This window comes from Thermincola sp. GK-1, assembly GCF_059412445.1.
In genome coordinates, this window is the sequence record NZ_JBSQAT010000008.1 from 1 (window position 1) to 13,930 (window position 13,930).

Genomic DNA, 13,930 nt, shown 5'->3' on the forward strand with positions numbered 1-13,930 from the left:
TATGAGCCATCGAGTTCGGGAACGCTGCCTGCCCGGCCAGGGTTTGCAGCACCAAGCTCCCAGGTAGCGGAGACACCATCCTACCCTGCCGCCATTCTCCAGCACCAAGCTCCGGGGTAGCCGGGCCACCCCACCCACCCTTTATTCGCCCTTTGCCAAAGTAATAGTTACATCTTTAGGTAGAGCCATGCCCGCGCTGGCTTCAATTGCCTTTAGAATACCAATGGGAACCGGGCAGGTAAGGTGAGGCAGGATTTCTTTAGCCGCGGCTAAAACCTGTGATTCCCCTTTTTTGAACAGTTCGCTCATGACGTTCAGGGTGCCCAGTTTTTCTGCCATTTTGTTTATGTGCTGGCAGCCGCTGGTGATTTTTACGCCGGCCAGATAGTCGGGGCCGGCTTCTGCCTGGACTGTTGTTTCAAAGCCACAGGCGCCGGAGTTGATTTTTGCTTTGACCATGGATATACCTCCTTAAGGTTGTTGTTAATTCCAAAGTCCGTCTGTGGGGAAATTACATAAATACTATGTTTAATGCAATTATACACCCGGACAAAAAGGCTGACAATGGTAGGCCGTACCAATATATTTGCATAATAGGAAAAGGGGAGGTTAAATGGTTTTGAAAACATTTAACCTCCCTAATTGTTTTTCGGAATAACTTTTGACAGCCCTAAAAGTTGGACCAGGTCCAACCCAAAGCAAATCCCTAAACAGGCCTTTTCGGCAAAATCACCGGAATTTTGGCCCCGTTGGCGCTATAAATGTATCCGTAACACCTGATGCGGGGCAATTTTGTTTTTGGGTCATACTTAACCTTATAGATTATTTCCATTTCATCCACTCCTTTAACAGTATTTTACCTCATTGGCCTTATTTTAATTAAAGGCGCGAAACTTGCCACCAATCGCCATATTTGGTATAATTAAATATCGTGAAAACTTGTCCTTACCCGGCGCCAGTCGCTGTTGACTGGCTACTAATCACTACTGGTCACTATATTTAAGGAAGGTGAAAGGATGTTAACCAAAGCTCAGGTAGAACATGTTGCCTTGCTTGCCCGTCTTGAACTGACGGAAGAGGAAAAAGAAATGTATGCTTCCCAGCTCAACGACATACTAAATCATGTTGAAGCTCTGAACAAACTTGATACCACCGATATTCCTCCGACAGCTCATGTACTTCCCCTGCGGAACGTAATGAGAGAGGATAAGGTCTGTGAACATCTGCCTAACGAAGAAGCGCTGGCCAATGCTCCGGCGAAGGAAGACGGTTACTTTAAGGTTCCGAAAATTGTTTAACATCGTTTTTTGTTTATTTTTCAGCTATAGGAGGGAATCAGATTGGCGCTGTACCGGAAAACCATTCACGAACTGCACCAATTGCTGAAATCAAAGCAGGTCAGTTCTGAGGAAATAACCAAATCGGTTTTTGAACGAATTGACCAGGTTGAAGATAAGGTCAAGGCTTTTGTAACCCAGACCAGGGAAATAGCGCTGGCCAAGGCAAAAGAGGTTGATGACAAGATTGCCAGAGGCGAAGAGATCGGCCCGCTGGCCGGTATCCCTGTTGTTATCAAGGATAATATGTGCACCAGGGGCATTTTGACCACCTGTTCTTCCAAGATGTTGCATAATTTTGTGCCGCCATATGACGCTACGGTAGTGAAAAAACTTGCTGACGCCGGAGCGGTTATGATTGGCAAATCCAACCTGGACGAATTTGCCATGGGCTCTTCGACGGAGAACTCCAGGTTCTTTCCCACCAGAAACCCGTGGGACCTGGAAAGGGTACCCGGTGGTTCCAGCGGCGGTTCGGCTGCTGCTGTCGCGGCAGATGAGACCGTTTATTCTCTGGGTTCCGACACAGGCGGTTCCATCAGGCAGCCGGCGTCTTTCTGTGGTGTAGTTGGCTTGAAACCGACTTACGGTTTGGTCTCCCGTTATGGATTGGTGGCCTTCGCTTCATCGCTGGATCAAATCGGGCCTTTCAGCAAAGACGTTACGGACGCGGCCATTATTATGAATACCATAGCCGGCCATGATCCATGTGACTCTACATCGGTTAATTACAATGTACCCGATTATACAAAGTCATTGGTTAACGACGTAAGGGGCATTAAAATCGGTATTCCCAAGGAGTACTTTGTGGAAGGCATCCAGCCTGATGTGCGGGAGCTTATAGAGGATGCTATTAAGAAATTTGAATCCCTGGGAGCTGTTTGTGAAGAGATGTCCCTGCCTCATACGGAATATGCGCTGCCCGTTTATTACATACTGGCGCCCGCAGAAGCCAGTTCCAACCTGGCTCGTTACGACGGGGTAGGGTACGGCTACCGGGACGAATCAGCCGACGATATTGTCAGCATGTATATGAAAACCAGGAGTGAGGGCTTTGGCGCCGAGGTTAAACGGAGGATCATGCTGGGCACCTACGCATTAAGTTCCGGTTATTATGACGCATATTACCTGAAAGCCTTAAAGGTGCGGACTTTGATTAAACAGGATTTTGACCGGGCTTTTGAAAAATATGATGTTATTTTGACGCCTACATCTCCTTCGACGGCCTTCAAATTCGGCGAAAAATCGGACAACCCGATGGAGATGTACCTTTCCGACATCTGTACCATTGCCGTTAACCTGGCCGGTATACCGGGTATTTCGATACCCTGCGGCTTAAGTCAAGGTCTGCCTGTTGGCTTGCAGTTAATTGGCAAGCCCCTGGGAGAGGAAACTTTGTTCAGGGTTGCTTATACCTATGAACAGAACACAGACCATCATAAAGCCAAGCCCAGTTTATAGGAGGTGCAGCGATGTCAGCGGATTATGAAGTAATAATAGGTCTGGAAGTCCATGCTGAATTAAAAACTGATTCCAAGATATTTTGTTGTTCATCAACGGAGTTTGGGGGCGACCCCAACACTCATGTTTGTCCCGTATGTTTAGGTTTGCCCGGGGTTTTGCCTGTTTTGAATAAAAAAGTTGTAGAATTCGCCATTAAGACAGGATTGGCTTTAAACTGTAAGATTGCTGAATTCAGTAAATTTGACCGGAAAAACTATTATTACCCCGACCTGCCCAAAAACTACCAGATTTCACAGTATGATTTGCCCATTGCTGAGCACGGTTACCTGGATATTACCGTGAACGGTGAGCAGAAACGAATCGGTATTACCAGAGTGCATATGGAGGAAGATGCCGGAAAGCTGGTACATGAAGGCGCTACCATTGCTTCCTCCAAGTATTCCCGGGTAGATTATAACCGGACCGGCGTACCCTTGGTGGAAATCGTTTCCGAACCGGATATCAGGTCGCCGGAAGAGGCACGTTTGTACCTGGAAAAATTAAAGGCTATTCTTCAGTATATTGATGTATCTGACTGCAAAATGGAAGAGGGTTCGTTACGGTGCGACGCCAATATTTCCGTGCGCCCGGTGGGCCAAAAAGAATTCGGCACTAAGACAGAGCTGAAAAATATGAACTCCTTCCGGGCCCTGCAGCGAGCGCTGGAATACGAAGTGCAGCGGCAGATTGAGATCCTGGAAGAAGGGGGCCGGGTGGTTCAGGAAACCAGAACCTGGGATGAAAATAAAGGCATTACCTTATCAATGCGCAGTAAAGAACAGGCCCATGACTACAGGTACTTCCCCGACCCGGACCTGGTACCCCTTGTGATTGATGAAGAATGGGTTAATAAAATCAAGTCTACTTTGCCCGAACTGCCTGACCAGCGAAAGGCCCGTTATGTCGAGCAGTATGGACTGCCCGAATATGACGCTGAAGTAATTACAGCTTCCAAAGCCTTATCGGATTACTTTGACCGGTGCCTCAAATACTACGACAACCCAAAGGCATTGAGCAACTGGGTCATGGGCGAATTGCTCAAGCACCTGAACGGGGCCAATATTGATATTACCGAGTGCAAGATTTCTCCGGAAAATATGGCTGAACTGTTGACGTTAATCGATAAAGGCACTATCAGCGGCAAGATAGCCAAAACTGTTTTTGAAGAAATGTTTGCCACCGGTGAAAAACCGGAAAAGATCGTTCAGGACAAAGGCTTGGTTCAGATTTCTGACGAATCGGCAATTGCTGCCCTGGTTGATGAAGTAATTGCCAACAATCCGCAATCTGTGGAAGATTACAAAAACGGGAAAGACAGGGCTTTGGGCTTCCTTGTAGGACAAGTCATGAAAGCAACCAAAGGGAAGGCCAATCCGGAAATTGTGAATAAACTTTTAAAGGAACGGTTAAACAACTAAACCATAAACTGTTGAACAGCGTGTTGTGGCAGCCAATAGGCTGCCTTTTTTCTTTGAGGAACATTGAAAATTTAAAGCACACCCGGCGAGGATACAGTGGTAGAGATTATTTTGCCAATGGTATAAATTTGGTTTCCCATTGAAAACCTTTCTTCCCTTCTTCCCTAATTTTTATGGTCTGCATATAATGTAATGACCTTAAGCGGGAGGGAGGTAAGAAAATGGAGAAGATTAAAGCTACGATTCAAAAATATCAAAATTCATTATTTTCCAGGGCCAATGTCTGCGGAGTGGGCATGGGCAAAAAGATGGTCAGGTCGATAAGCAGTGCGGATGCGCCGATGAGCATTGTTGTTCTGGTAAAGAAAAAACTTCCTGAAAGCGAGCTTAGAGTACACGATATTGTTCCTAAAGAGATAAACGGCATTCCCACCGATGTAATCGAAGTCGGGGATATTAAACTGCAGGCCAGCCGGACGATAAAATATAAAAAAGTACAACCGGGAGTAAGTATCGGGCATTATAAAATTACGGCCGGAACGTTAGGGGCCGTGGTTAAGGACAAAAAGACCGGGCAACTGCTCATATTGTCAAACAACCATGTCCTTGCCAACGGAAGCAACGGTAACGACGGCAGAGCCAAGATAGGAGATCCCATTTTACAGCCCGGACCCCATGATGGGGGGACGAGAAAGGATGAAATAGGCACTTTATACAAGTTTGTTCCGGTGCACCGGGAAACGGTCCAGCCGGCGTGCGCAAAAGCAGCGGCAGCAGAGTTTTGGGCAAACGTGCTGGTAAAAATGGTGGCTCCTAAGTATGTGGTCAAGGTCCTGCGGAAAACACAAACGGCAAATATTATAGATGCGGCCCTGGCCAAACCCAACGATCCCAACCGGCTTGACCCGACTATCCTGGATATTGGTCCGGTCAAAGGAGTGGCTGAAGCCGAGGTAGGGATGAACATAAAGAAAAGCGGCAGGACCACCGGAGTGACAAAAGGGCAGGTCAAAGCGGTCAATGCCACGGTCCAGGTTGATATGGGTGACGGAACGGAAGCGGTTTTTGCCGACCAGATTATTGCTTCAGGTATGTCCCAGGGCGGCGACAGCGGTTCTTTGGTATTGGATGAACAGAACCGCGCCGTAGGGCTGCTTTTTGCAGGTTCCGACAAGGTGACTATACTAAATAGGATACAAAATGTTATGGATAAATTATCTATCACTTTTTAAGGAATAGTTTATATATTGGCACCCAAGAAAAGGTGCCAATTTTAATTTTATCATTATTTTGTACCTGGTAAACAACAAATATATTCTAAATTTGTGGCTTCTCAAAAAAAAGATTTCGTGTTAGAATTAGATTATATGGCTCTCTTGGAAAAGAACCAATGCTGTATATGAGAGGGGTGGAATAATGATGGAAAAAAAGATAACAATTGTGGATACAACTTTACGCGATGGGGAGCAAACGGCCGGAGTAGTATTTGCGAACAAGGAAAAGGTAAGAATTGCCCAGATGCTTGACGAATTAGGAGTTCACCAGATAGAAGCCGGTATTCCGGTCATGGGCGGTGATGAAGAAAAAGCCGTTAAGGAGATCGTCAAGCTCGGGCTGAAGGCCAGTATTATGGGATGGAACCGGGCAGTTATTTCCGATATTGAAGAGACTCTAAGGTGCGGCGTGGACGCTGTGGCGATTTCCATATCTACTTCAGATATACATATTCAGCATAAACTACAGACATCACGCGAATGGGTGCTCGAAAATATGGTCAAAGCCGTTGAATTTGCCAAAAAGGAAGGGGTTTATATTTCCGTTAATGCTGAGGATGCTTCCCGCAGTGATATGGAGTTTCTTATCCAGTTTGCCAGGGCGGCTAAAGAAGCGGGGGCAGACAGAATCAGGTATTGCGATACCATAGGTATTTTGGATCCTTTTACTACTTATGAAAATATCCAGACGTTAAAAAAACACGTTGATATTGATATAGAAATGCATACGCATAATGATTTCGGTATGGCTACGGCCAATGCTCTAGCCGGGATAAAGGCCGGCGCTTCCCACGTGGGAGTGACCGTTATGGGCTTGGGCGAACGCGCCGGTAATGCTGCTCTGGAAGAAGTGGTGATGGCTCTCAAGCATATCTGGCAAATTGACCTGGGATTCAAGACCAATATGTTCAGGGATTTGGCCGAATACGTTTCCCTCGCTTCCGGGCGGGAACTCCCTGCCTGGAAGGCCATCGTAGGGTCAAATATGTTTGCTCATGAATCAGGCATACATGCCGACGGCGCTATTAAAAACCCTATAACTTACGAAGTATTTGCCCCGGAAGAAGTGGGGTTGGAGCGGCAAATAGTAATCGGCAAACATTCAGGTTCCAAGGCTTTAATGATGAAGTTTGCTGAATACGGCATCCACCTCAGCGAAGCGGACGCAGCCCAGCTTTTGCCAAAAATTCGGTCCCATGCCGTGGCCTTAAAAAGGTCTTTGTTTGATAAAGAGCTGGTATATATTTATGAAGAAGTTTTCGGGAAAAAACCTCTTTAGGTTTTGGAGAAAATAACAATTTCCTGTTTTGGGATGATGTGATATTATGTATTAGTGGGGATAAAAAGCACAAGAGGTGATGGAGTTTGGTCAAATTCGAAAAATACGATTTACCCAGAGAAGGCACTCCCATTACGATGGAAAACGGAAAACTTAATGTACCGGACAACCCTATAATTCCCTTCATCGAAGGCGATGGAATCGGTCCGGATATTTGGGCTGCAGCGTCCCGGATTTTGGATGCGGCGGTCGAGAAAGCTTATGCCGGAAAAAAGAAAATTGCCTGGTATGAAGTCTATGCCGGCGAAAAGGCTTTTAATAAATTTGGCGAATGGATGCCTGCCGATACTTTAACCGCTATCAGGGAATACATAGTAGCAATAAAAGGGCCCCTGACAACTCCCGTTGGCGGGGGGATCCGTTCTTTGAATGTGGCCCTGCGCCAGGAATTGGATTTATACGTATGTTTGAGACCGGTAAGGTACTTCCAGGGAGTGCCTTCGCCAGTCAAACATCCCGAATTGGTAGATATGGTAATATTCCGGGAGAATACCGAAGATATCTATGCCGGGATAGAGTGGCCGGAAGGCAGTGAAGAAGTTAAAAAGGTTATCAAATTCCTGCAGGAAGAAATGGGAGTTAAAAAAATTCGCTTCCCGGAAACTTCCGGTATTGGTATTAAACCTGTATCCAAAGAGGGTACTTTCCGGCTGGTAAGAGCCGCCATAGAATACGCCCTGGCCAACGGTAGGAAAAGCGTAACCCTGGTGCATAAAGGCAATATCATGAAATTTACAGAAGGAGCTTTTAAGAACTGGGGTTATGAATTGGCCGAGAAGGAATACGGGGACAAGGTGTTTACATGGGCTCAATATGACAGGATTGCGGAAGCTGAAGGAACAGAGGCTGCTAATAAGGCCCAGGCTGAAGCAGAAGCAGCAGGTAGAATAATTATCAAGGATTGCATCGCCGATGCCTTTCTGCAGCAAATACTGCACAGGCCCAAAGACTATGATGTTATTGCCACTCTTAACCTGAACGGCGACTATATTTCTGATGCTTTGGCCGCTCAGGTCGGTGGCATTGGAATTGCCCCCGGGGCCAACATAAATTATGTAACTGGACATGCTGTATTTGAGGCAACCCATGGAACAGCGCCGAAATATGCCGGTCTCGATAAGGTTAACCCGGGTTCCGTACTGTTGTCCGGTGTACTGATGCTGGAATACCTGGGTTGGAAGGAAGCCGCTGAATTAATTTATAATGCTTTGGAAAAAACCATAGTCAGTGGTATTGTAACCTACGACTTTGCCCGTCTGATGGAAAATGCCAAGGAAGTCAAGTGTTCAGAATTCGGTAATGAGGTAATCAAAAACCTGTAGAAGCGCATTTAGGATAATGGGTGCAGCATCTGAAGGTAAATGCAAAAGAGGTCAATGGTCCTGTGTATAACTAAGGAACCATTCGACCTTTTTTTAATGCTTACTTATCCTTTTTATTATCAGGCGCCAAAAATTTTTTGTCCAATTGTATACATTTGTCCGGCCAAATTGTTTATTAAAGGGGGAATTTGAACGAGTTTTCATTAATTTTGCGGGTAAGGATGGGAAAATAACTAAAGACGATTACAAGGGGTTCCCGCATGTTTGAAGATAGCAAGACATATTTCGCGGCAGCGGTCACACATGAAGCATTCAGCATGAGTTTTTTCTCCCCTGGGTCCTGGCAGACTGCGCCAGTAGGACAGGCATTTATGCAGGCGTTGCAATTATTGTAGGCTTCAGGTTTATGCTGGAAGGTTACCGTTCACATTTTTGCAGTGGGTTCCCCAGTCATCAGTACAGTTATCGGCTATAAACATAACATGGGCAAACTCCACCTGCTCAAAATTATCTTTCAGTTTAAACTCGACTTCATGGGCCAGGTCATCCAAATCTTTAAGCTGAATGTGTTCATCAGCTTCCAGGACAAGGTAAAAAAGATATTTGTTGGGCCCTACGCTCATAGATTTGATTTTGTTTACATCTTTGACGTGGTTAATCGTTTTTACAAAATTACCGATTTCAAGGGTGGTGTTCATATCTGCAGATTCACCCGTGATAGCCTCCATATTATCTTTGGCGCTTGTTACACCGATAGCAAAAAGGATGAGCCCGATAATGACCGATGCTAAACCGTCAAAAACGGTATTATCAGCGGCCACTGAAATTCCAATGGCGATTCCGGCAATAATTAGGCCAAGGAGGGCTGCCATGTCTTCCAGGAAGACAAACCTGGTGGCTGGAGGACTTTGAGATAGGTATCTGAAGGCTTTGCCAATTGCACGGATGCCCTTTGTACTATCGCCTGCTTCGTGGCATATGGCTACTGTTGCCTTATAACAAGAAAAGAGCTCAAATAATATGCTTAGTCCCAGGATGCCCAGGTTAAGGGTAACATGCTCCAGGGGTTCGGGGTGAATTACCTTAGTGATTCCTCCGTAAATTGACAGGGCCCCACCTATAAACAGCAATCCCAGACTGGCTACAAAGGACCAAAAAAAGGCCTTTTTCCCGTGACCGAAATTGTACTTGTTATCTGCTGGCTTTTCAGACTGCTGGATTCCTATGAGCAGAAAGAAACCATTAGCCCAATCACCTACCGAGTGTTTAAACTCTGCCAGCATAGAAGCGGAACCGCTCATAATTGCCCCCACAAGCTTCATCACCGCTATAAGACCGTTGGCTAACAACGCAGCTTTTATCGCGCCTTTACTTTCCGCGGACATTCTGTTCTCTCCTTTGGAAATTAATATATATAAACAAAAACAATTCTAGCATAATCAGGTTTTTAAGTAAAGACGGTTTTTCCGCAATGAAAAAGCCTCGCCAGGGACGAGGTGCAATCAGAATTAGCTAGCAAAACTCAATTTGCCCGGAAGCTAAACTTTTTACCGTAACCAGGGATTCCACCCGGATTCCTTGGTTACGCAGTTCCTGGCCTCCTGACTGAAAACCTTTTTCTATCACAATACCTATCCCAACAAGGCGGGCTTTGGACTGACGGACGATTTCTACCAGCCCTTTTGAGGCGGCGCCCATGGCCAGGAAATCGTCTATGATTAGAACCCGGTCGCTAGGTTTCAGGTAGTTGGCCGATACGCTGATGGTTACGTCTTCATTTTTAGTAAAAGAATGCACCAGGGCAGAATAAATCTGACCCTGCAAGGTGGAAGGCTTATTTTTTTTGGCAAAAACCACCGGTACTTTAAGTTCCATGGCGGCAGCAAGAGCTACGGCAATTCCGGAAGCTTCAATGGTCAGTACTTTGGTAACGCCGTCGTTTTTAAACCGGTTTGCAATTTCTTTACCAATTTCTAATATTAATTCAGGGTCCAGTTGGTGGTTCAGGAAAGAATCAACCTTTAGGACTGTGTCTGAGACGACTATACCGTGCTCGCGAATTTTTTGCTTTAATAATTCCATTTTTTCAGCTCCTTGCTATCTTTCTTCCCGGTTATAAGGGAGCCCCAAAGCGGCAGGAGTCCCGACCCGGCGTCTTTTAGTTTCACTTGTGATAAAGATAAGTACTATTATAGTCATTACATAAGGGAGCATCTGTAAGAAAAACGGTGAAATGGTTTTAAGGAAAGAGGCCTGTTCCCCAAGGGCCTGGATACGGAATCCAAGGGAGTCCACCCCGCCGAAAATGTAGGCTCCTACCAGAGCCTTTCCGGGGTGCCATACCGCAAAGATTACCAGGGCCACCGCGATCCAGCCCCGTCCTACAGTCATGTTTTCTATCCAGGACGGCGCATAGGCCAGGGATAGGTAAGCACCGCCAATGCCGGCCAGCATTCCGCCGATGATAACATATATATACCTTGTTAAGTAAACGCGAATTCCCATTGAGTCGGCTGCGGCGGGGTTTTCGCCTACTGCCCGCATGTTTAGGCCCCAACGGGTATGAAAAATGAGCACCCAGAGGACGGCCACCAATAAAAAGCTCAGGTAAACAAGAGCATCATGCCGAAACAGGATAGGGCCCAGGAAAGGTATCTTTGACAAGCCGGGGATGACCACAGGCTTAAAGACATCTGGTACGGGCTGACCTATATAAGGCTTGCCCAGAAAACTGCTTAATCCTGTGCCAAAAATGGTTAGGGCCAAGCCGCTGACAACCTGGTTAGCTCTCAGAGTAACTGCAAGGAAAGCATGTATGGCGGCCATTAATCCGCCTGCTGCCATAGCGGCGAGGATACCCATCCAGTGGTTGTGGGTATGCACCGTGACAATATAACCGGAAACCGCCCCCACTAACATCATTCCTTCTACTCCCAGGTTTAGTATGCCTACCCGTTCTGAAAGGATTTCGCCAAGGGCAGCGTAAAGAAGCGGTGTTCCTGACGTAATTGCCGTAGCCAAGAGGATTACTACCAAAGGTTCGTTCATTTAGACAACTCCTTTCTTTTGGGTGGCCTTGATTTTTAGCGAGTACCTGGTAAAAATCTCGCTTCCCAGGATAAAGAAGAGGATAGCGCCCTGCAGCATAGATACTACAGATGCCGGCAGACCTAAGGTCTGCATGTTATAGCCGCCAACCATCAGCCCGCCAAACAGGAAAGAAACCAGAATAATGGCGAAGGGATTAAGCCTTGCTAACCAGGCGACTATAATAGCCGAGTATCCGTATCCAGGGGATAAGTTTGGCTGCAGCCGTTGAGTGATCCCGGAGACTTCGGTCATACCGGCTATCCCGGCTAATCCACCGCTTAAGGCCATAACCAGCAGGATGTTTTTTGCTATATTCATGCCTGCATAACGGGCTGCTACCGGACTTTCGCCGATGACTCTTATTTCATAGCCCCACTTGGTATGCCAGAGGACGATGTAAAGGATGATCGCCAAGACCAGGCCAAAGATAAGGCCCAGGTGAATCCTTGTGTTTCCAAGGACGGGTAGAAAAGTACTGGAAGGGAATATTGCCGTCAGGGGAAAGTTCATGCCCTTCGGGTCCTTCCATGGGCCATAAACAAGGTAATTTGAAAAGAGAATAGCTACATAGTTCAACATTAGGGTTGTAATAGTTTCATTTACTTTCCACAGAGCCCTTGGCACGGCAGGGAGCAGGCCCCACAAACCGCCGGCCAGAAATGCTACCAGCAACATGAGGGAAAGATCAAGAAACCTGGAGCCTGTACTGTGGAAGAGGGCAAACCAGGAAGCGGCGACAGCGCCCATATAAAACTGGCCTTCAGCGCCAATGTTCCACAACTGCATCCTGAAAGCTATGGAAACGGCCAGACCGCACAAGAGCAAGGGCGTAGCCTTTACAACTGTTTCCGACAGACTGTAGGAGGAACCAAAGGCGCCTGTTATCATGGCTGAATAAATTTCAAGGGGATTATGTCCCGATACAGCAAGAAATACCGCGCCCACGAGGAGGGCTAGGATTACCGAAAGGATAGGGTTTAAAACCATGGCTGTTTTAGATGTATCATCCCTTTTTTCGAAAACCAACACTCGGTGGTTACCTATCGGCAGCCCGCTCATATACTCACCTCTTTTGTTTGGCCGGCCATCATCAGGCCAACTTTTTCTATGTCAAACTGCTCTCTGGAGAGGATACCCATAATTTCCCCTTCGTGCAAAACTGCAACCCTGTCCGATAAAGTGAAGAGTTCTTCAAGCTCTTCAGATATCAGAATAATGCCTTTACCGGCTGACCTTTGTTCCAGAAGTATTCTGCGTACTGTTTCAACAGCCCCTATATCCAGGCCGCGGACAGGATAGACAGCCACTATTACGTCCGGATTACCTGAGATTTCCCGCGCCAGCAGTAATTTTTGCAGATTTCCTCCGGATAAAAGCTTGACCGGCGCATCGAGTCCCGCCAGCTTAATATCGAAACGTTCTACCAGTTCGTGGGCAAAGGCACGCACTCTTTTCCAGTTGATAAACCAGCCCCGGCCAATGGATTCAGACCGGTAATTCTTTAAAATACTGTTATCAAGGGCATTAAGACTCCCAACCAACCCGGTTCCCAGGCGATCTTCCGGAATAAGGCTTACCTTTGCATCTATCATGTGCCGGGCGTTTTTGCCGTTGAAATGCTGTCCCCGTATCAGCAGTTCCCCTGCGGCGACTTCCCGAAGGCCGGCAATTACTTCCGCCATTTCTTTTTGGCCATTGCCGGCAACTCCAGCTATACCCAGTATTTCACCCTGCCTAACCTGGAGGGAGAGGTTTTTTAGCGCCCGTTGGCCCCGGTCTCCAAGGGCTGATACATTCTTAAGTTCCAGAATAATATCTCCCTTGTCTGTAAAAGGCAGGTTGTCATTTAAATTTATATCCCTGCCGACCATAGCCATGGTCAGATGTCTGTTGTCAATTTCTTTTCCGATATAAGTCCCCACAGATTTTCCGTCGCGCAGGACAGTCACCCGGTCGGCATTATCCAGGACTTCCTGCAGTTTATGGGTGATTACGATAACTCCTTTTCCTTGGTCAGCCATCCGTCGCAAAGTAGCAAAGAGCTCCCTTGATTCCTGGGGTGTCAATACAGCCGTTGGTTCATCCAATATCAGTATTTCGGCTCCCCGGTAAAGCATTTTTATAATTTCAACTCTTTGCTGCTCTCCCACGGATAACTGCCAAATCTTCGCTCTGGGGTCAATTTTCAAGCCATATTCCTCCGAGAATCGGGCCAGTTTATCCTGAACTTTTCTCATATTGATAATGAAACCTTCTTCTTTTGAGCCCATTATAATGTTTTCTGCAACGCTGAAGGACTGCACCAGGCGGAAGTGCTGATGAACCATGCCTATACCTGCGTCAATGGCATCGCGCGGGGAGGAAAAACGGGTTTTCCGACCCCTGATATATATTTCTCCTTCGTCGGGCATATAGAGGCCTGTTAATATACTCATCAGCGTACTTTTGCCTGCGCCGTTTTCTCCCAGCAGGGCATGGATTTCTCCAGGGAGAAGTTCAAAATTTACATCCTGGTTGGCAATAACCCCTGGAAATTTTTTAGTTATGGCTTGCATTTTTACAAGTGGCGCTTTCATTAAGCACTCCTCCTGAAAAGCTTTATCAAAAGTTGGCTGCTGACCCGAAGGCCAGCAGCCGGATAGCACAG

Annotated in this window: 13 protein-coding genes; 6 read left to right on the forward strand and 7 right to left on the reverse strand. The window is 46.7% G+C overall.

All coding sequences use genetic code 11. The annotated features are described in order from the left end of the window. Positions 1-141: 141 nt before the first annotated feature. Both ACSNJE_RS09025 and ACSNJE_RS09030 read right to left on the reverse strand, forming a co-directional pair. Complete coding sequence (locus tag ACSNJE_RS09025; protein ID WP_052218907.1) at positions 142-459, reverse strand: DUF6951 family protein; 318 nt, start codon at positions 457-459, stop codon at positions 142-144. A gap of 247 nt (positions 460-706) precedes the next feature. After that, positions 707-832: a hypothetical protein gene (locus ACSNJE_RS09030; protein WP_013119755.1), complete on the reverse strand. Its 126-nt coding sequence runs from the start codon at positions 830-832 to the stop codon at positions 707-709. 184 nt (positions 833-1,016) lie between these two features. On the opposite strand from ACSNJE_RS09030, the gene gatC reads away from it, so the two are divergent. From gatC to icd, 6 genes are all read left to right on the forward strand, one after another. Continuing rightward, positions 1,017-1,298 (forward strand): Asp-tRNA(Asn)/Glu-tRNA(Gln) amidotransferase subunit GatC, encoded by a 282-nt coding sequence (gene gatC / locus ACSNJE_RS09035; RefSeq protein ID WP_495252530.1) that lies wholly within the window; start codon positions 1,017-1,019, stop codon positions 1,296-1,298. A 42-nt stretch (positions 1,299-1,340) separates the two neighbouring features. Next, a complete protein-coding gene (gatA, locus tag ACSNJE_RS09040; RefSeq protein ID WP_052218906.1) occupies positions 1,341-2,798 on the forward strand; it encodes an Asp-tRNA(Asn)/Glu-tRNA(Gln) amidotransferase subunit GatA in 1,458 nt (485 codons plus the stop codon). Between the two features lie 11 nt (positions 2,799-2,809). Then, positions 2,810-4,258, forward strand: a complete 1,449-nt coding sequence (gene gatB, locus ACSNJE_RS09045) for an Asp-tRNA(Asn)/Glu-tRNA(Gln) amidotransferase subunit GatB (protein WP_052218905.1) — start codon at positions 2,810-2,812, stop codon at positions 4,256-4,258. 221 nt (positions 4,259-4,479) lie between these two features. Then, the gene (locus ACSNJE_RS09050) at positions 4,480-5,490 is read left to right on the forward strand and encodes a chymotrypsin family serine protease (protein ID WP_052218904.1); all 1,011 of its coding nucleotides are present in this window, start codon (positions 4,480-4,482) and stop codon (positions 5,488-5,490) included. Between the two features lie 184 nt (positions 5,491-5,674). Then, complete coding sequence (gene nifV, locus ACSNJE_RS09055; protein ID WP_052218903.1) at positions 5,675-6,811, forward strand: homocitrate synthase; 1,137 nt, start codon at positions 5,675-5,677, stop codon at positions 6,809-6,811. Positions 6,812-6,897: 86 nt separating this feature from the next. Beyond that, the gene (icd, locus tag ACSNJE_RS09060; protein ID WP_474774299.1) at positions 6,898-8,193 is read left to right on the forward strand and encodes an NADP-dependent isocitrate dehydrogenase; all 1,296 of its coding nucleotides are present in this window, start codon (positions 6,898-6,900) and stop codon (positions 8,191-8,193) included. Between the two features lie 404 nt (positions 8,194-8,597). Here icd and ACSNJE_RS09065 read toward each other — a convergent pair whose 3' ends face one another. The 5 genes from ACSNJE_RS09065 to ACSNJE_RS09085 form a co-directional block, all read right to left on the reverse strand. After that, on the reverse strand, positions 8,598-9,578 hold the full coding sequence (locus ACSNJE_RS09065; protein ID WP_052218901.1) for a cation diffusion facilitator family transporter: 981 nt from the start codon (positions 9,576-9,578) through the stop codon (positions 8,598-8,600). A gap of 127 nt (positions 9,579-9,705) precedes the next feature. Further along, positions 9,706-10,275: a xanthine phosphoribosyltransferase gene (locus ACSNJE_RS09070; RefSeq protein ID WP_013119762.1), complete on the reverse strand. Its 570-nt coding sequence runs from the start codon at positions 10,273-10,275 to the stop codon at positions 9,706-9,708. Between the two features lie 15 nt (positions 10,276-10,290). Beyond that, positions 10,291-11,241 carry an ABC transporter permease gene (locus tag ACSNJE_RS09075; RefSeq protein ID WP_495252531.1) on the reverse strand — a complete coding sequence of 317 codons (951 nt, stop codon included), beginning with the start codon at positions 11,239-11,241 and terminating at the stop codon, positions 10,291-10,293. Next, the gene (locus ACSNJE_RS09080; RefSeq protein ID WP_495252532.1) at positions 11,242-12,342 is read right to left on the reverse strand and encodes an ABC transporter permease; all 1,101 of its coding nucleotides are present in this window, start codon (positions 12,340-12,342) and stop codon (positions 11,242-11,244) included. Beyond that, positions 12,339-13,859, reverse strand: coding sequence for an ABC transporter ATP-binding protein (locus ACSNJE_RS09085; RefSeq protein ID WP_474774297.1), 1,521 nt, complete (start codon positions 13,857-13,859; stop codon positions 12,339-12,341). Before ACSNJE_RS09085 ends, ACSNJE_RS09080 begins: the two co-directional genes overlap by 4 nt. Between the last annotated feature and the right edge of the window lie 71 nt (positions 13,860-13,930).

What these genes read in the sequence shown, in the direction of transcription:
- ACSNJE_RS09080 (WP_495252532.1), bottom strand. Translation starts at nt 12,342, where the DNA reads ATGAGCGGGCTGCCGATAGGTAACCACCGAGTGTTGGTTTTCGAAAAA.
- ACSNJE_RS09065 (WP_052218901.1), bottom strand. Translation starts at nt 9,578, where the DNA reads ATGTCCGCGGAAAGTAAAGGCGCGATAAAAGCTGCGTTGTTAGCCAAC.
- ACSNJE_RS09050 (WP_052218904.1), top strand. Translation starts at nt 4,480, where the DNA reads ATGGAGAAGATTAAAGCTACGATTCAAAAATATCAAAATTCATTATTT.
- ACSNJE_RS09030 (WP_013119755.1), bottom strand. Translation starts at nt 832, where the DNA reads ATGGAAATAATCTATAAGGTTAAGTATGACCCAAAAACAAAATTGCCC.
- nifV (WP_052218903.1), top strand. Translation starts at nt 5,675, where the DNA reads ATGATGGAAAAAAAGATAACAATTGTGGATACAACTTTACGCGATGGG.
- ACSNJE_RS09025 (WP_052218907.1), bottom strand. Translation starts at nt 459, where the DNA reads ATGGTCAAAGCAAAAATCAACTCCGGCGCCTGTGGCTTTGAAACAACA.
- ACSNJE_RS09085 (WP_474774297.1), bottom strand. Translation starts at nt 13,859, where the DNA reads ATGAAAGCGCCACTTGTAAAAATGCAAGCCATAACTAAAAAATTTCCA.
- gatC (WP_495252530.1), top strand. Translation starts at nt 1,017, where the DNA reads ATGTTAACCAAAGCTCAGGTAGAACATGTTGCCTTGCTTGCCCGTCTT.
- gatB (WP_052218905.1), top strand. Translation starts at nt 2,810, where the DNA reads ATGTCAGCGGATTATGAAGTAATAATAGGTCTGGAAGTCCATGCTGAA.
- ACSNJE_RS09075 (WP_495252531.1), bottom strand. Translation starts at nt 11,241, where the DNA reads ATGAACGAACCTTTGGTAGTAATCCTCTTGGCTACGGCAATTACGTCA.
- ACSNJE_RS09070 (WP_013119762.1), bottom strand. Translation starts at nt 10,275, where the DNA reads ATGGAATTATTAAAGCAAAAAATTCGCGAGCACGGTATAGTCGTCTCA.